General features: G+C 69.9%; 17 protein-coding genes and 1 riboswitch. Of the genes, 9 read left to right on the top strand and 8 right to left on the bottom strand.

All coding sequences use genetic code 11. From position 1 onward, the window contains the following. The first annotated feature begins 177 nt into the window (after window positions 1-177). Window positions 178-441 (top strand): DUF3311 domain-containing protein, encoded by a 264-nt coding sequence (locus ACFY1L_RS39395; protein WP_388835795.1) that lies wholly within the window; start codon window positions 178-180, stop codon window positions 439-441. Then, window positions 438-2,075, top strand: a complete 1,638-nt coding sequence (mctP, locus tag ACFY1L_RS39390) for a monocarboxylate uptake permease MctP (protein WP_388835792.1) — start codon at window positions 438-440, stop codon at window positions 2,073-2,075. Before ACFY1L_RS39395 ends, mctP begins: the two co-directional genes overlap by 4 nt. A 52-nt stretch (window positions 2,076-2,127) precedes the next feature. On the opposite strand, the gene ACFY1L_RS39385 is transcribed toward mctP, so the two are convergent. Continuing rightward, entirely contained in the window at window positions 2,128-5,772 is a 3,645-nt protein-coding gene (locus tag ACFY1L_RS39385) for an NACHT domain-containing protein (RefSeq protein ID WP_388835789.1), read from the bottom strand. A gap of 156 nt (window positions 5,773-5,928) precedes the next feature. Here ACFY1L_RS39385 and ACFY1L_RS39380 point away from each other — a divergent pair, with 156 nt between their 5' ends. The 6 genes from ACFY1L_RS39380 (at window position 5,929) to ACFY1L_RS39355 (ending at window position 13,688) form a co-directional block, all read left to right on the top strand. Next, window positions 5,929-6,432, top strand: coding sequence for a GNAT family N-acetyltransferase (locus ACFY1L_RS39380; protein WP_388835786.1), 504 nt, complete (start codon window positions 5,929-5,931; stop codon window positions 6,430-6,432). A 56-nt stretch (window positions 6,433-6,488) separates the two neighbouring features. Next, a riboswitch (cobalamin riboswitch) is annotated at window positions 6,489-6,625 on the top strand. A gap of 123 nt (window positions 6,626-6,748) precedes the next feature. After that, a complete protein-coding gene (locus ACFY1L_RS39375) occupies window positions 6,749-9,109 on the top strand; it encodes a ribonucleoside-diphosphate reductase subunit alpha (protein WP_388835783.1) in 2,361 nt (786 codons plus the stop codon). After that, the gene (locus ACFY1L_RS39370; protein WP_388835780.1) at window positions 9,109-10,122 is read left to right on the top strand and encodes a ribonucleotide-diphosphate reductase subunit beta; all 1,014 of its coding nucleotides are present in this window, start codon (window positions 9,109-9,111) and stop codon (window positions 10,120-10,122) included. The genes ACFY1L_RS39375 and ACFY1L_RS39370 overlap by 1 nt, the downstream gene beginning before the upstream one ends. Before the next feature lie 27 nt (window positions 10,123-10,149). After that, window positions 10,150-10,770, top strand: coding sequence for a nucleotidyltransferase family protein (locus ACFY1L_RS39365; RefSeq protein WP_388835777.1), 621 nt, complete (start codon window positions 10,150-10,152; stop codon window positions 10,768-10,770). A 237-nt stretch (window positions 10,771-11,007) separates the two neighbouring features. Further along, window positions 11,008-13,056: a putative Ig domain-containing protein gene (locus ACFY1L_RS39360; protein WP_388835774.1), complete on the top strand. Its 2,049-nt coding sequence runs from the start codon at window positions 11,008-11,010 to the stop codon at window positions 13,054-13,056. Window positions 13,057-13,205: 149 nt separating this feature from the next. After that, window positions 13,206-13,688, top strand: coding sequence for a hypothetical protein (locus ACFY1L_RS39355; RefSeq protein ID WP_388835771.1), 483 nt, complete (start codon window positions 13,206-13,208; stop codon window positions 13,686-13,688). On the opposite strand, the gene ACFY1L_RS39350 is transcribed toward ACFY1L_RS39355, so the two are convergent. Further along, on the bottom strand, window positions 13,655-13,879 hold the full coding sequence (locus tag ACFY1L_RS39350; protein ID WP_388835768.1) for a hypothetical protein: 225 nt from the start codon (window positions 13,877-13,879) through the stop codon (window positions 13,655-13,657). The genes ACFY1L_RS39355 and ACFY1L_RS39350 overlap by 34 nt on opposite strands. A gap of 93 nt (window positions 13,880-13,972) precedes the next feature. On the opposite strand from ACFY1L_RS39350, the gene ACFY1L_RS39345 reads away from it, so the two are divergent. Beyond that, window positions 13,973-14,938 carry a GlxA family transcriptional regulator gene (locus ACFY1L_RS39345; RefSeq protein ID WP_388835765.1) on the top strand — a complete coding sequence of 322 codons (966 nt, stop codon included), beginning with the start codon at window positions 13,973-13,975 and terminating at the stop codon, window positions 14,936-14,938. 3 nt (window positions 14,939-14,941) lie between these two features. On the opposite strand, the gene ACFY1L_RS39340 is transcribed toward ACFY1L_RS39345, so the two are convergent. From ACFY1L_RS39340 to ACFY1L_RS39315, 6 genes are all read right to left on the bottom strand, one after another. After that, window positions 14,942-16,321, bottom strand: a complete 1,380-nt coding sequence (locus tag ACFY1L_RS39340) for a cytochrome P450 (RefSeq protein WP_388835762.1) — start codon at window positions 16,319-16,321, stop codon at window positions 14,942-14,944. Then, window positions 16,318-17,397, bottom strand: coding sequence for an epi-isozizaene synthase (gene cyc1 / locus ACFY1L_RS39335; RefSeq protein ID WP_388835759.1), 1,080 nt, complete (start codon window positions 17,395-17,397; stop codon window positions 16,318-16,320). Before cyc1 ends, ACFY1L_RS39340 begins: the two co-directional genes overlap by 4 nt. 299 nt (window positions 17,398-17,696) lie before the next feature. Beyond that, a complete protein-coding gene (def, locus tag ACFY1L_RS39330) occupies window positions 17,697-18,347 on the bottom strand; it encodes a peptide deformylase (RefSeq protein WP_361264449.1) in 651 nt (216 codons plus the stop codon). A 59-nt stretch (window positions 18,348-18,406) separates the two neighbouring features. Further along, window positions 18,407-19,387 (bottom strand): tetratricopeptide repeat protein, encoded by a 981-nt coding sequence (locus tag ACFY1L_RS39325; protein WP_388835756.1) that lies wholly within the window; start codon window positions 19,385-19,387, stop codon window positions 18,407-18,409. Window positions 19,388-19,494: 107 nt separating this feature from the next. Beyond that, a complete protein-coding gene (locus ACFY1L_RS39320) occupies window positions 19,495-20,736 on the bottom strand; it encodes an HD-GYP domain-containing protein (protein WP_388835753.1) in 1,242 nt (413 codons plus the stop codon). Next, window positions 20,733-22,082, bottom strand: coding sequence for an HD-GYP domain-containing protein (locus tag ACFY1L_RS39315; protein WP_388835750.1), 1,350 nt, complete (start codon window positions 22,080-22,082; stop codon window positions 20,733-20,735). The genes ACFY1L_RS39320 and ACFY1L_RS39315 overlap by 4 nt, the downstream gene beginning before the upstream one ends. Window positions 22,083-22,201: the final 119 nt, after the last annotated feature.

The raw sequence follows: 22,201 nt of genomic DNA, 5'->3' as shown, positions 1-22,201 counted from the left end.
TCGTCGACCCGCTGCCGTCGGGCTGTTGGCGCGTGCCTTTGACACCGATGTCGGGCCTTCACGGAATCGACATACCGATATGCGGACGAGCTCTTCCGCTTCCGTGACACGGTGACCTAGATTGCCTGCGCATTACACAGGTGATCAAAGGTGATCGTGAGGGGACGGAGCCGCCGTATGTCGGATGCGCCTGAAGTGAGACCTCCGGTGGTGACACCGGTCCGCGTGGTCATTGCCGTCTGCCTGGTGGCGCCGTTCGTGGCGATGCTGTGGGTCGGCTCCTACGCCAAGACGGACCCGGCGTTCATCGGCATCCCGTTCTTCTACTGGTACCAGATGCTGTGGGTGCTGATCTCCACGGCGCTGACGATGACGGCGTACAAGCTGTGGCAGCGCGACCAGCGCGCCCGCGCCGCGCTGAAGGGCGGTGCGTCGCAGTGAAGGACGGCGTGAACGGCGTCGCGCTCGGCGTCTTCATCTTCTTCTTCGTGGCCGTCACGGCCATGGGCTTCCTGGCCGCGCGCTGGCGCCGGGCCGAGAACGAGCAGAGCCTCGACGAATGGGGCCTGGGCGGACGGTCGTTCGGCACCTGGATCACCTGGTTCCTGCTCGGCGGCGACCTCTACACGGCGTACACCTTCGTCGCCGTGCCGGCGGCGATCTACGCGGCGGGCGCGGCCGGCTTCTTCGCGGTGCCGTACACCATCCTGGTGTACCCGCTGATCTTCACGTTCCTGCCGCGGCTGTGGTCGGTCTCGCACCGCCACGGATATGTGACGACGTCCGACTTCGTGCGCGGACGCTTCGGCTCGAAGGGGCTGTCGCTCGCGGTCGCGCTGACCGGCATCCTGGCGACGATGCCGTACATCGCGCTCCAACTCGTCGGCATCCAGGCCGTGCTGGACGTGATGGGCGTCGGCGGCAGTGCGAACTCCAACTGGTTCGTGAAGGACCTGCCGCTGCTGATCGCGTTCGGTGTGCTGGCGGCGTACACGTACTCGTCGGGTCTGCGCGCCCCCGCCCTGATCGCGTTCGTGAAGGACACGCTGATCTACATCGTCATCGCGGTGGCGATCATCTACATCCCGATCAAGCTCGGCGGCTTCGACGACATCTTCGCCAAGGCGGGCGAGGCGTTCAGCGCGACCAACCCGGTGACCGGCAAGCCGCGCGGCGCGCTGGCCCCGGCCGAGGCGACCCAATGGACGTACGCCACGCTGGCGTTGGGCTCCGCGCTCGCGCTCTTCATGTACCCGCACTCGATCACCGCGACGCTGTCCTCGAAGAGCCGTGACGTGATCCGCCGCAACACCACGATCCTGCCGCTGTACTCGCTGATGCTGGGCCTGCTCGCCCTACTGGGCTTCATGGCGATCGCGGCCGGGGTCAAGGTCACCAACGGGCAGTTGGCGATCCCGCAGCTGTTCGAGGACATGTTCCCGAGCTGGTTCGCGGGCGTGGCCTTCGCGGCGATCGGCATCGGCGCGCTCGTCCCGGCGGCGATCATGTCCATCGCGGCCGCGAACCTCTTCACCCGCAACATCTACAAGGACTTCATCAAGCCGGACGCGACACCCGAGCAGGAGACCAAGGTCTCCAAGCTGGTCTCGCTGCTGGTGAAGGTGGGCGCGCTGGTCTTCGTCCTCACCATGGACAAGACGGTCGCGATCAACTTCCAGCTGCTGGGCGGCATCTGGATCCTGCAGACCTTCCCGGCCCTGGTCGGCGGCCTGTTCACCCGCTGGTTCCACCGCTGGGCCCTGCTCGCGGGCTGGGCGGTCGGCATGGTCTACGGCACCCTCGCCGCGTACGGCGTCGCCTCCCCGACCAATCCGAGCCAGAAGCACTTCGGCGGCTCCAACGCCGACATCCCGGGCCTCGGCGAGATGGGCTACATCGGCCTGACGGCGTTCGTCCTGAACGTGGTCGTGACGGTGGTCCTGACCTTCGTACTGAAGGCACTGAAGGCCCCGGAGGGCGTGGACGAGACGAAGCCGGAGGACTACACGGCGGACGCGGGGGATCCGGGCGTCGAGGTGGAGCTGCCGCCGGCGACGGCCGGTGCCTCCCACTAGTAGTTGCGTCGATCAGCGGGCCGTCGGAGAAATCCGGCGGCCCGCTGTTTTCCTAATCCCTCGTACGTCCGGCCATCGCACCCCAGAACCGGTCCAACTCCCCCACCCGCATCCCCACCCACTGCGGCGTCTTCCTCCGCACCCCGCGAGGAAGCCACCGCCGCAACCGCCCCGGCAGCAGCGCCTGTTGCTGCCGGCAGAACGGCTCACGGATCTCACCCCGAGGCACACAACCCCGCGGCGGATACGGACACAACTGGAACTTGCAGTCCGGCAGACACGTCGTCCCCGGCGCGGGCGGGTCCGAGACACCGGCCCGCAGATCGGGCCGCAGCGGCGAGCGATCCGTACAGATGCACGGCGGAAGCGGCATCCCGTGCTGCTCTGCGCGGGCCATCCGCTCCTCGACCTCGTCCGGGTGCCCGTCCCGTTCGATGAGGTTCAGCATCACCAACACGTCGGCGACAAGACGCTCGGCTCGTGCGTCGAGGGTGCTCCATCCGACCGAGGGCGGGATCCACAGGCTGTGCTTGCGGTATCCCTCGGGGTTGCCGGTGCGGGCGCCGATGTTGTCGGCGACGCCCTTCTCGTCGATCCAGAGGAACCGCTCGGGCTGCCCGGTCTCCAGCGCGAGGGCCACCAGGTCGCCCGCCTCGGCGACGAACGGATGCAGGGACCGCCGGGACGAGTCGCCGTTCGCACCGAGGTGGCCGGGCGCCCTGTTCACCGTGCCGGCCATGGACAGCCAGCGCTCCACGGTCTGTACCGCGGTCGCCCCGCCCATCGCCCGGGAGGGCCCGTCCGTCGCCCGGGTGAGCTCGCGCCCGCGGTCGCGGTGACCGTTCCCGCCCGCCGCCCCGTTCGCGAACGGCTCATGGGCGCCCACGCTGTCCGGGAGCTCCCACAGGCACAGCGCCTGGAGCAGGACGAGCTGGGCGTACCAGCACCGGGACTGCTGCAGCACGGTCTCGGCCTGCCGGATCAGGTCGGCGCGCCCGCCCGGGTAGGCCTGCGGGTGCCGTTTGCGCCGGTTGGCGGCGTACTTGAAGCCCTGGGCCAGCGCGGCCTCCAAGGCGAGCGGCAGGTCGGGGACGCCACCGGTGAAATTCGGGTCGAGGTGGCGCAGCCACTTGGTGAGGCGTTCCCGGGCCTCGTCACGGTGGGCCTCGTCGACCGAGCCCAGCAGCATGGGGATCATCCAGGCCCGCATCACGAACTCCCGGAACAGATCGACCCGTTTCTTCCGGTACTCCTGGTTGAGGTTCCGTCGGTCGTCCTGCAGCCGGCCGATGCGGGCGGACGCCGCGGCCCGTGACGGCGTGCCCGCGGCCCGCGCCCGGGCCATGCGCACGGCCCATTTCTCGTACTCCTGACGCTTCCAAGCCTTCAGCTCGCCGAGCCGGTCGTTGTACTCCTTCACAGGGTCGGTGTTCAGCCCGGCCCGCGCGCGGATCACGGCGAACGCCGGGTTGCCGCCGGTGCCGAACTCCTGGGCGGCGGCCAGGCGGATGGAGTACGAGGGTTCCTGGATGCCCAGCTCGAAGAGGCGCTCGTAGAGCGGAGTGGTGTCGATCCTGCCGGAGACGCTCCGCAGCGCGGCTCCGAGTTGCTTGAGCAGCCGCAGCTTCGCATCGTCGACGGTGCGTTGGTCCCCTTTGCAACAGGCCCAGGTCCTCCGTGCCTTCTCGAGGATGCCGCCGAGCAGACCGGGATCGTCCTCCACACTCTCGATCTCCACGGCGGCCGCGTACAGGTCGAGGGCCTTGGGGTCGTCCGTACGGCGGTGCGCGGCCGTACAGAGCCGGTGGGCCAGGGTGTGCCCCCGCACGGGAGAGCGGCGGACCAGCTCCTGCAGCTCCCTTTTCGCCTCGGCCCGGACACCGCCCGCCCTGGCTCTGAGCCTCGCCGCCCGCCGACGGGACAACAGCACCAGGGCGATGAGGAGTTCGCGGCTGGGGCCGGGCGGTTGCAGAGCGTGCTCGACGAGCTCTCCGGCGCCCCGCTCGCCCAGGTGGCTCAGGACGCGGTAGCCGAAGTAGGCCTGGATGATGCTGTGCGGGAAACGGACCCTCCGCTCGAAGCCCTCCACCAGGCCGAGTTTGTCCGCGTTGCTCGCGAAGCGGGCGAGGGCGGCGCGGCACTGGTCCATGTTCCCGCCGAGCAGCCGCCGCCTCTCCTCCTCGCCGAGCCGCTCGCAGAGCACGTCCCAGATCTGTTGTCGGTGCCACTCGGAGAAGACGTTCCCGCGCCTGCCGTACCGGTCGAAGCCGCGCCGGCCGGCCCACAGATGCTCTGCCCGGACCTGTGCGCGCCGCGCCGGACCGGGATGGACGTCCGAGTCGAGCAGTTCCCCGAAGCCGACCTCCAGCTTGTCCTGGAGCAGTCCGACGCACGCCAGGGCGGAGACTACCTCGAGGGTGTCGCGGCGCTCCTGCGGGGCCAGCGCCACCTCCTCGCGCAGCCGACCCTCGCACAGCGCCTCGTCCCACGTCTGAAGCAGCCAGAGCCGCAGCGTGCCGCGGTCCCTGCTGCGGGTGTTCATGTGCTGCGGATCGTTGTCGGGCCGGTCGTGCTCCAGGGCGCCGTGGCGGTGCAGTTCGCGGGCGATCTGCAGATAGACGGGCGACTCGGTCACCTCCGCCGTCTCCACGATCCAGTCCACGCGCCGCTCGTCCGTCTCGGGGACGTCCGCCCCGACGAAGCGCAGGGCCTCCTCCTCGCTGAGCGGTTCCAGCTCCACGATCGCGGCGGAGGTGCTCTCCAGCGGGCTGTGCGGCCGGGAGGCGATGACGAGGGGCAGTTTCTCCTGGTGGGCGCGCTCGATGGCCCGCCGGATGATGTTGTCCCGGTTCTGCTGGTGGCCGTCGCCGAGGAGAGCCTCTTCCAGTCCGTCGGCGATGACGACCGGCTTGTCGTCGGCGAGCAGCTGCTGCCAGACCCGCTCGGTCTTGGTGCGGGCGAGGATGCCGCGGGGGGCCTCGTCGGCGAAACGCTTCCTGGCCATGCGTTCGAAGTTCAGGTCGGTCCCGTCGGTCGCGTCCCGCAGCCGGATCGGCACGGGCACGGCGTTCTGCCGGGCGAGCAGTTCGGTGAGCCGCACCAGGACGGCGGTCTTGCCCACGCCGACACCGCCGACCAGCAGATAGGGCCGCCGGGTGTCGCGCTCCCGCAGCCGCTCGGCGAGAACCTGGGCGATCTCCTCCCGGCCCACGATCTCGGCGGTGTCCGGTCCGGCGGTGGGCACCAGCCGGCTGGGGTCGACCTGTGCCTTGGTGAGATAGCGCCGCTTGGTCCAGCGGTACCACCAGAACAGGAAGAGCGCTGCGGCGATCGAGGCGGTGAGCACCGGGCCGACGAAGCGCATGGCGGTCTCGAAGCCCTGATTGTCCTTCCGCCACTTCTCGAAGCTGGTCGTATCGCTCGTGATCAGGATGTACAGGCCCTCCGCGCACCAGGCGAGCACCGCGAGCAGGGCCACCAGCCAGATGGCCCGGGTGACGTTGGTGTAGGAGATCCCTCGGCGCCACTTCTTGGGGCGGGCGGTGCCGCGGCGGGCCTCCAGACGGATCGTCAGGGTGTGCCAGTGGCCCGCGAAACCGCGTCCGGCCCAGCTGCCCGCTCGCCTCGGAGCCAGTGTCGCCATCGGCGCGTTCCGCGGCCGCTCCCTGCCGGGCGGGTGACGGACGACCCTCGTCATCGTGCGTCTCCTTCCGAGAAGGGCTCTCGAAACGGAGGGATCCGCGGGCGCCGACGCCTACCTCCATGGAAGCACTCCCCGGACGGCCTGCAACCCGGCGGCCCTCGGCGGAAAACCCCGAGCCCGCCGTCGTACCCGTCCGGCACACTCGAGCCCATGGACATCGTGATCCGGCCGGTGGCACCCGGCGAGTACGAGGCCCTCGGCGAGATCACCGCCCAGGCCTACCTCCAGGACGGCCTCCTCACCTTCGGCGAGAGCGACTGGTACCTCGACAAGCTGAAGGACGTCGCCGAGCGGGCGGCCGAAGCCGACGTACTGGTGGCCACACAGGGCGGCCAACTCCTCGGCGGCGTCACCTACGTCCCGTCCGGCGGCCCCATGGCGGACCTCGCGCGCCCCGGAGAGGCCGAGATACGAATGCTCGCCGTCGACCGGGCAGCCCGGGGCAGGGGCGCCGGAGAGGCCCTCGTCCGCGCCTGCGTCGACCGGGCCAGGGCCACCGAGGGCTGCACCGGAATCGTGCTGTCCACCCAGCCGATCATGCACACCGCCCACCGCATCTACGAACGCGCCGGTTTCGTCCGCGCCCCCGGGCGCGACTGGAAGCCGATCGCGGGCGTCGACTTCACGCTGATCACCTATGAGTTGACGCTCTGACACGCTCCGAAGTCAGCCGCGACACAACATATGGGGGTGCTCCCCCCACCCGGCACAAGATGTATGCTCATGCTCGCTGTCGCCGCAGGGGAATCCGGTGCGAATCCGGAACTGTCCCGCAACGGTGTACTCATGCGTGTTCGCACACGTACGAGCGTCAGTCCGAGGACCTGCCGACAGTGCGCCCGGCCACCGTGGCCCGGGTGCTCCGACGTCCGGGCCTCGTGGAGTGGGCCGGTGGACGCGACGCCGTGCGCGCTCGTGTGCTGCCCCCTGCCCTCCCTCAGGCCCACTGCCGAGCGAGGGAGAGCCCCACGTGACCATCGCGCCAGCCGAACCGGCTTCAGCGACCACGACCGCCCCTGTGGCCGAAGACGGTCCAGGAACCGCCCTGTTGCGGACCCTGACCGAGCTGACCGCCGACCTCCCCGACGCCGACCCCGGCCGGGTCGCCGCGGCCGCACTGCGCGGTCGGTCCGCACGCGCGGACGAGGCGGAGTTGCGCGAACTGGCCACGGAAGCGGCCGCCGGCCTCATCTCCGAGGACCCCGCGTACAGCAGGCTGGCCGCCCGGCTCCTCACCATCGGCATCGCCGCCGAGGCCGCCTCCCAGGGCGTCACGTCGTTCACGGAGTCCGTCGCCGTCGGCCACCGCGAGGGCCTCATCGCCGACCGCACGGCGGAGTTCGTCCGCGTGCACGCCGACCGCCTCGACGCCCTCGTCGACCCCCAGGCCGACGACCGCTTCGGCTACTTCGGCCTGCGCACCCTCCACAGCCGTTACCTCCTGCGGCACCCGATCACCCGCAAGGTCATCGAGACGCCCCAGCACTTCATGCTCCGGGTCGCGAGCGGCCTCGCCGAGGACGACACCAGCCGGTCGGTGGACGAAGTCGCCGCGCTCTACGGCCTGATGAGCCGCCTCGACTACCTCCCCTCCTCCCCCACCCTCTTCAACTCGGGCACCCGGCACCCCCAGATGTCGTCCTGCTACCTCCTCGACTCCCCGCTGGACGAGCTGGACTCCATCTACGACCGCTACCACCAGGTCGCCCGTCTCTCGAAGCACGCCGGCGGCATCGGCATCGCCTACTCCCGTATCCGCAGCCGCGGTTCGCTGATCCGCGGCACCAACGGGCACTCCAACGGCATCGTCCCGTTCCTGAAGACCCTCGACGCCTCGGTGGCCGCCGTGAACCAGGGCGGCCGGCGCAAGGGTGCCGCCGCGGTCTACCTGGAGACCTGGCACTCCGACATCGAGGAGTTCCTGGAGCTGCGTGACAACACGGGTGAGGACGCCCGCCGTACGCACAACCTGAACCTCGCGCACTGGATCCCGGACGAGTTCATGCGCCGGGTGAACGCCGACGAGCTGTGGTCCCTCTTCTCCCCCGCCGACGTACCGGAGTTGGTGGACCTGTGGGGCGAGGAGTTCGACGCGGCCTACCGGAAGGCCGAGGCCGGGGGTCTCGCGCGCAAGACCATCCCCGCCCGCGACCTCTACGGCCGCATGATGCGCACCCTCGCGCAGACCGGCAACGGCTGGCTGACCTTCAAGGACGCGGCCAACCGCACCGCCAACCAGACGGCCGAGCCGGGTCATGTCGTCCACTCCTCCAACCTCTGCACGGAGATCCTGGAGGTCACGGACGACGGCGAGACGGCGGTCTGCAACCTGGGCTCGGTGAACCTGGGGGCGTTCGTGGCCGGTCAGGACATCGACTGGGAGCGGCTGGACGAGACGGTCCGCACGGCCGTCACCTTCTTGGACCGCGTGGTCGACATCAACTTCTACCCGACCGAGCAGGCGGGCCGGTCGAACGCACGCTGGCGCCCGGTCGGCCTGGGCGCGATGGGCCTGCAGGACGTCTTCTTCAAACTCCGCCTGCCCTTCGACTCCCCGGAGGCCAAGGCGCTGTCCACCCGTATCGCCGAGCGCATCATGCTCGCCGCGTACGAGGCCTCCGCCGACCTCGCCGAGCGCAACGGCCCGCTGCCGGCCTGGGAGAAGACGCGTACGGCACGGGGCGTCCTGCACCCCGACCACTACGGTGTGGAGCCGACCTGGCCGGAGCGCTGGGCGGCACTGCGGGAACGTGTCGCCGCGGTCGGCATGCGCAACTCGCTCCTCCTCGCGATCGCCCCCACCGCCACCATCGCGTCGATCGCGGGCGTGTACGAGTGCATCGAGCCGCAGGTGTCCAACCTCTTCAAGCGCGAGACGCTGTCCGGTGAATTCCTGCAGGTCAACTCGTACTTGGTGAAGGAACTGAAGGACCTCGGCGTCTGGGACGCCCGCACCCGCGAGGCGCTGCGCGAAGCCAACGGCTCGGTGCAGGACTTCACCTGGATCCCGGCCGACGTACGGGCGCTGTACCGCACGGCGTGGGAGATCCCGCAGCGCGGTCTGATCGACATGGCGGCGGCCCGCACTCCGTACCTGGACCAGTCCCAGTCCCTCAACCTGTTCCTGGAGACGCCGACCATCGGCAAGCTCTCCTCGATGTACGCGTACGCCTGGAAGCAGGGTCTGAAGACGACGTACTACCTGCGTTCCCGCCCGGCGACGCGCATCGCACGCGCGGCCCGAGCCACCCTCCCCGTGCAGCAGGCCGCCGACCCCGACGCGGTCGCCTGCTCCCTTGAAAACCCCGAGTCCTGCGAGGCCTGCCAGTAATGAGCTCCACCGAAAAGAACCTTCTCGACCCGGGCTTCGAGCTGACCCTCCGCCCCATGCGCTACCCGGACTTCTACGAGCGCTACCGGGACGCCATCAAGAACACCTGGACCGTGGAGGAGGTCGACCTCCACTCGGACGTGGCCGACCTCGCGAAGCTGACGCCCGCCGAGCAGCACCTGATCGGCCGCCTGGTGGCCTTCTTCGCGACGGGCGACTCGATCGTCGCGAACAACCTGGTCCTGACGCTGTACAAGCACATCAACTCCCCCGAGGCACGGCTGTACTTGAGCCGCCAGCTGTTCGAGGAGGCAGTCCACGTCCAGTTCTACCTGACGCTCCTGGACACCTACCTCCCCGACCCGGAGGACCGCGCGGCGGCCTTCGCGGCGGTGGAGAACATCCCCTCCATCCGCGAGAAGGCCGGGTTCTGCTTCAAGTGGATGGACTCGGTGGAGAAGCTCGACCGCCTGGAGTCCAAGGCCGACCGCCGCCGCTTCCTGCTGAACCTGATCTGCTTCGCGGCATGCATCGAGGGCCTGTTCTTCTACGGCGCCTTCGCATACGTCTACTGGTTCCGCAGCCGGGGTCTGCTGCACGGCCTGGCCACCGGCACCAACTGGGTGTTCCGGGACGAGACGATGCACATGTCCTTCGCCTTCGACGTGGTCGACACCGTCCGCAAGGAGGAGCCGGAGCTCTTCGACGACCAGCTCCAGCAGCAGGTGACGGACATGCTGCACGAAGCCGTCGAGGCCGAGCTGCAGTTCGCCCGCGACCTGTGCGGTGACGGACTGCCCGGCATGAACACCGACTCGATGCGCCAGTACCTCGAGTGCGTCGCCGACCAGCGCCTCACCCGCCTCGGCTTCGCTCCGGTGTACGGCTCCGAAAACCCCTTCTCCTTCATGGAGCTGCAGGGCGTCCAGGAACTGACCAACTTCTTCGAGCGCCGCCCGTCGGCGTACCAGGTGGCGGTGGAGGGCACGGTCGACTTCGACGAGGACTTCTGACGGTCCCGGCTGTGATAAGCCAGGAGGATGATCAGCCGCCTCCCTCTCGACGACCAACTTGACTCCCTCCGCGCGGTGTTGGCCCGCAACAGCGTGCTGACCGAGGTCCTGGGGCGGACCGCGACGATGGAGCTGCCCGGCTGGTATCTCACCGCCGGGTGCCTCTTCCAGACCGTCTGGAACGTCGTCACCGACCGGCCGCCCACCGCCGGCATCAAGGACTACGACGTCTTCTACTTCGACGCCGACGATCTGTCCTGGGAGGCCGAGGACGCCGTGATCAAGGCCGGCCGGGAGATCTTCGCCGATCTCCCGGCCGAGGTCGAGATCCGCAACGAGGCGCGCGTGCACCTCTGGTACGAGGACAAGTTCGGGGTGCCGTGCCCGCCGTACGAGTCGAGCGAGGCGGCGATCGACAGCTTCGCCGCCACGACCTGCTGCCTGGGCGTGCGGCTGGAGACCGGCGGCCGGTGGCGGGTCTATGCGCCGCACGGCCTCTCCGACGTCTTCAATCTCGTCGTGCGGCCGAACCCCGTGCTCGCCCCGCGTTCCGTATACGAAGCCAAGTCCGCGCGCTGGCGGGAGCAGTGGCCGGAGTTGAGGGTGCTGGAGTGGCCCGGGCGGGGCTCGTCCATGGAGGGTCCATAGGGCCTCCATCGGTCGGCCATGGACCTCCCACGGAGCGGCAAAGTTCTTCCGGCCCATCTGTTCCGGGCTCCTCGCCGCCCGCTACTTTCTGGCCGTCCTGTCATGCACATACAACACCGGCACAGGACGATCAAAGTGTCATGCCCATGACGGCATCGCGCACCGCCGCCGCTACGCGCGTCACAGGCCTGCCACCAGCGTCGAGAACCCCACTCCAACGACGGAGGCAGTACCCCCATGCGTGATAAGCCCCGACGGAGTCTGCGAAGACTCCTGACCGCCGCCATACCCGCCCTCGCCCTCGGTCTCGCCGGACTCGTCGCCGCACCCGCGCACGCGGCGCCCGCGGCGACCCACACCACCCGCGTCACCCAGAACGCCAAGGCCCTCACCTCCCCCGACCGCCAGACGTTCCACTCGACCGGCAAGGCCGGCCAGAAGGTGCCGACCACGCACCTGTGCGCCACCGCGGCCCCCGGTAGCGCGTCCTGCTTCGCCCAGCGCAGGACCGACATCAAGCAGCGGCTGGCCTCCGCGGTCGCCGCCGCCGCGCCCTCCGGCCTCAGCCCGGCCAACCTGCACAGCGCCTACAACCTGCCCTCAACGGGTGGATCAGGGCTGACAGTTGCCGTCGTTGACGCGTACAACGACCCCAACGCCGAGTCGGACCTCGCGACTTACCGCTCGCAGTACGGCCTCTCCGCCTGCACCAAGGCCAACGGCTGCTTCAAGCAGGTCAGTCAGACCGGTTCCACCATCTCGCTGCCCACCAACGACACCGGTTGGGCCGGCGAAGAGGCGCTCGACATCGACATGGTCAGCGCCGTCTGCCCGAACTGCAACATCATCCTCGTCGAGGCCAACTCCGCCACCGACTCCGACCTCGGCACCGCCGAGAACGAGGCCGTCGCCCTCGGCGCGAAGTTCGTCTCCAACAGCTGGGGCGGCGACGAGTCCTCCTCCCAGACCAGCGAGGACACCTCCTACTTCAAGCACCCCGGTGTCGCGATCACCGTCTCCGCCGGTGACTCCGGCTACGGCGCCGAGTACCCCGCAACCTCCCAGTACGTGACGGCAGTCGGCGGCACGGCCCTGTCCACGTCCTCCAACTCCCGCGGCTGGACCGAGTCCGTGTGGAAGACCAGCTCCACCGAGGGCACCGGCTCCGGCTGCTCGGCGTACGACTCCAAGCCGAGCTGGCAGACCGACACCGGCTGCAGCAAGCGCATGGAGTCCGACGTCTCCGCGGTCGCCGACCCGGCCACCGGCGTGGCCGTGTACGACACCTACGGCGGCTCCGGCTGGGCGGTCTACGGCGGTACGAGCGCCTCGGCGCCGATCATCGCCGGCGTGTACGCGCTGGCCGGCACCCCGGGGTCCAGCGACTACCCGGCGAAGTACCCCTACAGCCACACCAGCAACCTGTACGACGTGACCAGCGGCAGCAACGGCTCCTGCTCGACCTCGTACTTCTGCACCGCGACCACCGGCTACGACGGCCCGACCGGCTGGGGCACCCCCAACGGCACCACCGCCTTCACCTCGGGCACCAGCACCGGCAACACGGTGACCGTCACCAACCCGGGCAGCCAGTCGACGACGACCGGCAGCTCGGTCAGCCTCCAGATCAGCGCCACCGACAGCGCGGGGGCGACCCTGACCTACAGCGCGAGCGGCCTGCCGACCGGGCTGTCGATCAGCAGCTCCACCGGCAAGATCACGGGTACGGCGTCCACCGCGGGCACCTACCAGGTCACCGTCACCGCCAGCGACTCCACCGGCGCCTCCGGCTCGGCCTCCTTCACCTGGACGGTCGGCTCCGGCAGCAGCACCTGCACCTCGTCCCAGCTGCTCGGCAACCCCGGCTTCGAGTCGGGCAACACCACCTGGAGCGCCTCCAGCGGCGTCATCACCAACTCCAGCAGTGAGTCGGCGCACGCCGGCTCCTACTACGCCTGGCTGGACGGGTACGGCTCCACCCACACCGACACGCTGTCCCAGTCGGTGACCGTGCCGAGCGGCTGCAAGGCCACCTTCACCTTCTATCTGCACGTCGACACCGCGGAGACCTCCAGCAGCACCGCCTACGACAAGCTGACGGTCACCGCCGGTTCGACCACCCTGGCCACCTACTCCAACCTCAACGCGGCTTCCGGCTACGCCCAGAAGTCCTTCGACCTGTCCTCGTACGCCGGCTCCACCGTCACCCTGAAGTTCAGCGGTGTCGAGGACTCCTCGCTCCAGACCAGCTTCGTCCTCGACGACACCGCCCTGACGACGAGCTGATCACCGCCTGACACCGTTCGACCCCGGGCCCCGGTCGCCGCCTTCGCGACCGGGGCTCCGGTGTGGATGTCCTGCGCAGATCTCCGGCGTAGATCGCCGGCGTGGATCCGGGAGCACGGGTGATACGTCCAAGGAGCGAGGAGGCCCCCATGCGCCGAACGATCCCCCACACGACCCTCGCCCTCGCGGCACTGACCCTCGCCCTGGCCGGCTGCGGCAGCCAGACCGACAGCGGCAAGGGCGGCGACGCCGGCAGTGTGTCGTCCTCCCCCACCTCCGCACCGAGCCCGTCGACGAGCCCGACGTCGAGTCCCGGGGGCTGCGCGGAGGCGTCGACGCTCGACGCCGCCGACAGCGGCCACACCGTGTGCCTGGCGGTGGGCGAGACGGTCCGTATCACTCTGGACGGGACCGCCAAGCGGCCCTGGAAGCCGGTCTCCGCGAAGGGCTCCGGCCTGGAGGCCGCCAACAGCGGGTTCGTTCTGCAGCCCGGCGACGCGAGCGCCGCGTTCAAGGCCGTGGCGACAGGAAAGACCCGGCTGGAGTCCACGCGGCCGTTGTGCGCCGCCCAGACCGGCCGGGTCTCGTGCCTGGGGATTCAGGAGTGGTGGGTCACCGTGGAGGTGAAGTAGCGCCGCCGCACCGGGCTCTGCGCCGGAGGGCGGTGGCCCTCGGCCTCCCGGTGGGCCTGCTCGGCCTCACGGATCTGCCGGTCGATGCGACGGTCGTGCACGATACCGAGCACGGACGGCAGGACCAGCAGGACGAGGATTCCGAGAACGGTCAGCATTCCGATCAGTCCTTCGATGTGTGCCGTATCCATAGACACCACTGTCGCGCCGATAGCTCCTTACAAACAGTGGCAGGACTGCCGTAGACCCTCGAAATACTGCCAATCGTGGTGCACACTGGAGGCATGCTGAAGAACGTCGCCGCCGTCGTGCTGGACGGCGTGAACCCCTTCGAACTGGCCGTCGTCTGCGAGGTGTTCGGCACCGACCGCAGTGACGACGGACTGCCCGTGTACGACTTCGCGGTCGCCTCGGCCGAGGGGCCGGTGCTGGGCACGCGCGCAGGCTTCTCCATGCAGGTCGAGCACGGCCTGGAGCGGCTGGAGGAGGCCGACCTCATCGCCGTGCCGGCGGGGGCCCGCTTCGAGTCGCGGGAGTTCCCGCCCGAGCTGCTGGAGGCGCTGCGGCGCGGGATCGAGCGCGGGGCGCGGGTGCTCAGCGTGTGCTCCGGCGTCTTCGTGCTCGCCGCGGCCGGACTGCTCGACGGCCGGCGCTGCGCCGTGCACTGGTACCACGCGGACGATCTGGCGCGGGCCTACCCGCGGCTGAGCGTCGAGCCCGACGTCCTGTACATCGACGAGGGCCCGGTGATCACCTCCGCGGGCACCGCCGCCGGTATCGACGCCTGTCTGCACATCGTGCGCAAGGAGCACGGCCCGGAGGTCGCCAACAAGATCGCCCGGCGCATGGTGGTACCCCCGCACCGGGACGGCGGGCAGGCCCAGTACATCGAGCGCCCGCTGCCCCGCTCGCACGGCGACACGGTCGCCGAGGTGCTGGTGTGGATGGAGCGGCACCTCGACGAGGAGGTCACGGTCGAGCAGCTCGCCGACCGCGCCCACATGTCGCCGCGCACCTTCGCCCGCCGCTTCCAGCAGGAGACGGGGACGACTCCCTACCGCTGGATCCTGCGCCAACGCGTGCTGCTGGCCCAGCGGTTGCTGGAGGCGACGGACGAGACGGTGGACGCGATCGCCGGCCGAACGGGGTTCGGCAACGCGGCCGCGCTGCGTCACCAGTTCGTCCAGGCGATCGGGACCACCCCGAACGCCTACCGCCACACGTTCAGGGGACCGGAAGCGGCCGCCTGACCGTCACCGGAGCACCGGCTTCAGCAGCAGCCTGTGCGGCCGCAGCGTGATTCCGACCCGGGTCCTGTCGTTGGACCCGGCCACCTGCTCGAAGCGGTACTTGGCCGACAGCGCCGCCGTGATGAGGCTCAGCTGCGCCATCGAGAAGTGGTCGCTGGGGCATTTGCGATTGCCCACGCTGAACGGCGCCATGGCGTGTTTCGGCACGTCCTTGACCCGGTCCGGAAGCCAGCGGTCCGGGTCGAACTCCAGGTTGTCCTTGTACGACTCCGGATCGCGCTGGATCGCGTACGGGCTGTACACGATGTCGGCCCCGGCCGGAATGCGATAGCCACCGAGTTCCGTGTCGGTCACCGCCCGCCGCGTCAATATCCACACGGCGGGGCGCAAACGCATGGCCTCGACGACGACATTGTTGGTGTGCCTGAGCTTGCGGACGTCCTCGAATGCAACCGGACGGACACCGCCGGTGACCGATTCGACTTCGTCGCGCACCCGGTCCGCGTGTTCCGGGTGTTCCGCGAGGACCTGCAGCAGCCACATGATCGTGGACGCCACGGTTTCGCTGCCCGGGGTGACTATCGCGACGACCTGATCGTGGATCTCCTGTTCCCCGATCGGGTCGCCATTCTCGTCCTTCGCCTCCAGCAATGCCGTCAGCAAATCGTCCGGCTTTTGACCAGACGCCCGGCGCTCGGCGACGATCTCGTCGACCAACAGATGCAGATCGGCCAGGGCCCGGTTGAATTTGCGGTTGGGCGGCAGCGGCAGGTTGTACAGGGGGCCGAGGGGGACGACCATCCGCCGGTACATGCCGCGGAAGACGGTGGCGAGGGCCACGCACAGCCGCTCGGCGCGCTCGTCCATGTAGTCGCCGCGCAGCAGACAGCGGGCGGCGATACGGACGGCCACACGGAACGACTCGGAGGTGCAGTCGATCGTCTCGCCGGGCTGCCAGCGCTCGGTGAGCGCGTGCGCCTCCTCCTCCATGACCGGGCCGTAGGCGGGGATCGCGTCGAGCTTGAACGCGGGCTGGATGGTGCGGCGTTGGCGCCGGTGGCGGGGGCCGTTGGCGGTGGCGACGCCCTCCTTGCCGAGCAGTCCCTCCAGGGACTCCCACAGCGGGCCGGCGATGATGAAGTCGGGGTTCAGCGCGAGGGCTCCGGTGAGCGCCGGGGTGGTGGGCGCGTACACCGTCTTGGGGCCGAGCTTGAGGCGTACGACGTCGCCGTACTCGCGCAGCCGGGACATGAAGGCCAGCGGATCGCTCACCAGCTTCAGGCCGTGGCCGAGGACCGGTACGGCGCCGCCGGCGAGGGGCGGCTCACGCAGCTCCGATTCCGCATATATCTGCGGTTCGGGCCGCACGGACTCGACGGTCATTTCTCACCTGCCGCTTCGTTGTTGACGTACGGGGGCGTGGACCGGTCGTCCCAGCTGTCGACCATGTAACGGCCGGACTCGTGGTGGAACCAGTAGACGGTGCTGAACCAGTTCCGCATATTGCAGACACAGGCCCTTGCGGCGGCACTCAGTTCTTTTCCCCGCACGGTGCCGTCGGCGAGTTCGTCGGCGAGCCGTAATGCACTTTGTTCGGCGACGAGGAATTCGGAGATGCATTTCTCGACGCGTCGCCTGACTTCGGCGACCGCCTCTTCCAGAGTCAGCCCCTCGTGTTTGATGAGACTGATTCCGAGATTGTGGACCTCGTCGCCCGCTATTTCCTTCGGGAGCGAGCAGAGGTCGTTGTACCAGGCGGCGAATTCCTGGCTCAGCAGCGCCGCCCGCCGATATGCCGGGTGTTTCCGTACGGTGTCCGGGAGTTCACATCCGGCGCTCGGCTCCAGCAGATCGGTCCAGATCCAGTGCGCAAAGGTGAGCCGGCGGAGTCGGAGGTATTCCTCGACCGTCGGGATGATCCCCTCGGTGCGGTTGCGGAACTCCCGGTCGTACGCGTCGATCACCGCGTGGAAGTGCCGGGCGAAGCGGGTGTTCCACGTCCGCGGCAGGAACGAGTACAGGCGCACCATGGTGTCCGCGAACGCCGCGACCAGGGGATCGCCGTGGTGCAGGTGGTCCCGGGGGGAGTCGAGGGCCGCGTGCAGGCGGAACCTCAGCCGCCGCCAGGCGGTCGGCCGCCGGTGGACGATGTCACGGTCGTGGCGGTCGTCCCAGACGAAGAACCATGCGCTGTAGTCCGCTATCGCCTGGAGGACCTCGTCAGGGGCGCCCAGGTAGTACCCGGCCATGAGGTCGGTGTAGCAAAGTCCGTCGGCATATTCCTCCACCTTGTCCGCCGGCATGAGCCGTTTCTCGAGCAGCCAGGTGCGCGTCTTCTCCTGCAATCGGGGCCAATACGGGTGCAGTTGTCGGGGAAACGCGGCCTCGATCACCGGAAGAGAGAGTGATGGTGGGACCGCGATCGCGGTCGCTGTGGTGCTGTGTGGGAAAACAGGCACGAACAAACCCCTCTCAGCCGCCAGTTGCACACACCCCTCCCGCCGTGCCGGGCGTGCGCCGTTGCGTATCCCCGCACTTCCCATTCAGCACCACAACTGACCGTTCTGGGAACGGATTTGCTCCACTCACTACCCCAAGGTGCCGAGAATATCCCCTTGTGTGACTGATTATGGATCACTACAAGCGCACATCCGATCGAACGTGCGACGGACAGACGAACGGCGCCTGGTCAGGGAGTTAAGCCTGAACAGACGCCGTACGTATGGGAGTTGTGATCACTCGGGATGATCCTGAGGTCTCAGTCGTTGGCGACGACGGGGTAGCGGGGCTCGTTCTCGGCCATCTGCCGCAGTGCGTCCTTGCGCTCGCGCTTGGACAGGCGGTCGATGTAGAGGTAGCCGTACAGGTGGTCGGTCTCGTGCTGCAAACACCGTGCGAAGTAGCCGGTGCCGCGGACCTTGATCGGGTTGCCCTTCTCGTCCTGCCCGGTCACCTCGGCGTAGTCCGGACGGGCGAGCGGCGCGTACGCGGTGGGCACGGACAGGCAGCCCTCGTTGCTGTCGTCCAGGCGGCGCTTCTCGGCGGGCAGGTCGACGAGCTTGGGGTTGCAGACGACGCCCACGTGCCGCACGCCCTCGTCGTCGCCGCAGTCGTAGACGAAGACCTTCAGGTCGACGCCGATCTGGTTGGCGGCCAGACCCACGCCCTCGGCGGTGCGCTGGCTGGCGAACATGTCCGCCACCAGCTGCTGCAGCTCCTCGCCGAAGTCGGTGACGTCCTTGCACTCCTTGTGCAGCACCGGGTTCCCGACGACCGTGATCGGTCTGGAGGTCCCTGCCTCGCGCCAGGCGTTCTCGCGCTCCTCGGTCTCCTCGGTGTCGATGACGAAGCCCTCGTCGTCCACGGGGAGCACGCCCGCGTGCTGCTGATCGGTGTCCTGCTGCGCCATGCCGACGTATGCCTTCCTCAAAACCTGGGGTTGCTGCTGATACAGGGTACGGGGACTGTTCAGCAGACCTCTTCCAGATCCCGCCAGTCCCGCGAGTCAGGGCTGTCCGCGACCCACCCGTCCAGCAGCCCCCTCACCAGGGAGGCCGGGGCGGCCACGCCACACTCCCGCTCCGGCACCCACAGTTGCCCGTCGGTCCGGTGTCCGAGCGGACCCGGGTGACCGGGTTCGCTGTGGTCATGGGGGTCGAGGTGCTCCCCGTCGCCCTCGTCGGACGGCATCCGCGACTCCGAGCACATACGGCAGAGCAGCCGTACGGAGGACGACCAGTCCTCGGCGGCGAAGCCGGCGTCGGCGGCGAGCTGCTCCAGCGCGTCCCGGTCGGCCTCGGTGGCCGCCTCCAGAAGAACAACCCAGGTGGGGACGGGCGACGGCGCCCACAGCTCGATCTCGTCGAAGACGGGATAGGCATGCCCGGCCGTAGTGGTCCGCTCGCCGTGCGGGACCCCGTCATGGAGTACGACCTCACCCCACCGCCGCCCGGAGGACGGCAGCGGAATGGACAGGACCTCGATCCGCGCGGGGTCCAGCCGCCGTCCCCACACCACCTCGGCCTCCCCCTCCGGGGACAGTCGTACGGCCGCGCTGCCGAGCTCCATCCCGAGCGGCTCGCCGTTCGCCGCGGCGGCACCCGGCACCCGCAGCCCGTAGGCCTGCCAGGAGCGCCGGGCCAGCGGCCAGTCCTGCAGGGCGGTGGCGGCGATGCCGACGTTCCACCAGTCGGGGGCGCCGGTCTCGCGGTCGAGCAGGGCTACGGCGCGCAGGCCGGCGGCGCGGGCCTGCTCCCAGTCGTGCCGGAACTTGTGCAGGAGGGCCAGGTTGAACCAGGACTCGGACAGCCAGGGCTCCAGGTCGGCGGCACGTGTCAGCAGTGCGCCCGCGTCCTCGTACCGGCCGTCGCCGATCAGCGTGAAGGCGCGATCTGTGGCCTGCCGCCAGGAGGCGGAGGGCCGGTGCCGTCCCTTGCCGAAGATCCTCACGATTCCCGCCTGCCAGTTCCTTGGAGTGGGCTGGCTGTGCTGCCCCCGGACACCCTCTCATTCGCATCCAACCACGTGCGGCTGGAAGGGCGCTCATTACCCATGGGTTACCCAGCCGCAGGGAGGGTCAGACAGTCCCTCGCCAGGACCCGGGCCAGTGCCTCCACGACCTCCGGAGCGTAGTCCCCGGCAGTGGCAAGGCGCAGCTCCTCCAGGGCCGTCAGGGGCCCGCCCGGCCCGGCGTCCCGCGCCTTCTCCTCGTAGGCGTTGACGGCCCTGACGATACGGGCGGCAAGGGGCTGCTCCCGGTAGGGGTCGGCCTGCCGCTCGACGACCACGGCGACCGCGCCGTCGACCCCGGTCTGCCGTACGACGGCCCCGCCGAGCAGCGCGATCCGGCGCTGCTCGGCCGCGGGCAGTACGGCGGTGGCGCCGGCCGGCACCGGGTCGACCAGGCTGAGCTGCCCGATGTCGTGCATGAGGGCGGCGTACTCCAGCACGGTCAGCTCGGGCCGGGTGAGCCCGAGGTCCCGTCCGACGGCGCGGCTGAGGGTCGCCACGCGGCGGGCGTGCCCGGCGGGGGTGTACCCGGCGATCTCGGTGGCGCGGGCGAGGGAGGTGATGGTCTGGCGGTAGGTGGTGCGTACGGCGGCGTACCGCTTGAAGGACAGCTGGGTCAGCAGCAGCGGCAGCGAGAACACCGGCAGCGCCCACAGCCCGACCACGGCGACCGCGAGCGCCATCACCGCGCCCGTCGCGCACACGGCCGACCCGATGCCGAGCAGGGCGTGCAGCTCGTCCCGCAGCAGCGGACCGAAGGGCCACCCGGTCCGGGAGTGCGCGAGCGCGGCGGCGAGAACGGCGTCGCACAGGGCGGTGAGCGCGAGGAGGGCCAGGAGCAGCAGTGCGTAGGCGGGCCCCCGCCACTGCTCGAACACCCCACGGTTGTACAGGGGTTGGAAGCACACGGCGGCGAAGGCGACGGTGAGCACGCGCCGCGCGAGATGGTCGAGCACCGGGCCCTGCCCGCGCGCGATGTGCGGCACGCTGCCGAGCAGCGCGGCGGCGAGCACGACGGCGACGACCTGGGTGACCCCGTGGTGGGTGGGCTGCCCGGCGTCCTCCCCGAGCAGCGCGTACGACAGCGCCCCGGCGGCCCCGAGCGGCGCGGCCTCCCGGACCCGGGCGCCGGTCCAGCGGTCGAGCTCACCGACGGTGACGAGCAGCCCGAAGGCGAGGGCGGCGGGGCGTTCCTCCAGGCCGGTCCAGAGCGTGACGGCGAGGGAGCCGGCGGCAAGGAGGCCGGCACAGGTGTGGATGAGGACCAGCAGCGGCGGGCGGGAGGTCATCGAGGGGCTCCCGGCCGGCTGGAGGACGAGACGGACCGGGCCGGAACCATGTCGACCCGCTCCTCGTCGGCCGTCACCGCCGGACACCACCCCTCCCGTCCGAGCGCCCGCATCAGCGCGGCGACCATCCGCGGATCGAACTGCGCGCCCGCACACCGCTCCAGCTCCTCCAGGGCGACCGGGACGGGCCGCGCCCGCCGGTAGCAGCGCGTGGAGGTCATCGCGTCGAAGGCGTCCGCAACGGCCACCACCCTTGCAGACTCGGGGATTTGACTCCCGATCAGCCCGTACGGGTATCCGCTCCCGTCGAGCCGCTCGTGATGGTGCAGCACGGCGGCCCGGGCCTCGCCCAGAAAACCGATTCCGCGCACCATCTCGTGGCCGTACTCGGGATGCAGCTCGATCACCCGCCGCTCCTCGGGAGTCAGCGGCCCGTTCTTCCTCAACAGCCTTGTGGGGACGCCGAGTTTGCCCACGTCGTGCAGGATCCCGGCGAACCGCAGCACCTCGACCCGCGCGTCGTCCATGCCGAGTTCGCGCGCGATCATCATCGACGCCTGCCCGACCCGCTCGCTGTGCCCGCGTGTGTAGCCGTCCTTGATGTCGACGGCCTGCACCAGTGCGCGGATGGTCGCCTGGTGGGCGGCGCGCTCCCGGTGGTACTGCGCGAACACCCACCAGGACACGCACATCGGCAGCAGCACCAGCAGCGCGGCGACGGGACCGTACGGGCTGCGCCACAGGACGGCCATCATCAGCCCGGCGAGCCCGTGCACGGCGACGGGCGCGAGGGTCCGCAGGAACAGCCCCCGCCAGGCCCGCCGCACCGGCGCCCTCCCCCGCCGCCCCGAAGGCGCGGGCGGCGCCCCCGTGGCCAGCGCGCGGATCCCGCCGTCCAGCGCGGTGAGCACCAGACAGAAGGCGAGGACCGCGGCCCCGGCGGGCACCAGCGCGTACGGGAAGTCGGAGGCCACGACCGCGTCCCGGCCGCCCAGCGCCCAGTGCATCTGCCCGGCGGCCCAGACGCCGAGCGACAGCTGGGCGGCGCGCCAGATCCGCCGTAGCGCATACGGGCGTTGCTCGACCCGGGAGAGCAGCGCGCCCGGCAGCGGGACGAGCGCGGCGGCGGGCGGCGGCAGCAGAAAGGCCCCGGCGAGCAGCACGGGGTAGAACGTTCCGGCGAAGCGCCAGCGGGCGGCGGCCTGCTCACAGCCGGCGTAGAGCACGGCGAGCAGCACGACCGCCCACCAGGGGGTGTACGTCCTGGGCAGCGGAAGCAGGCACCACAGGGCGCCGAGGACGGTACAGGCGACGTACGCACGTGCCCGCGCCGGAACCGCCTCCATCACGCCCCTCCCCCGGCCGTGTCTGCTCAGGCGGACGAGCCTAGAGCGGCAGCGGGGGAGTCCGCGGGCTTATGAACCGCGGATTAGCACGTTCGAGTGACGGCAGCCCGTTCGTGGAC

The sequence above is a fragment of the Streptomyces sp. NPDC001663 genome, from assembly GCF_042893105.1.
GTDB lineage: Bacteria > Actinomycetota > Actinomycetes > Streptomycetales > Streptomycetaceae > Streptomyces.
Note: the sequence above shows the minus strand (reverse complement) of the source record. Positions and strands in the feature narration are given on the sequence as shown.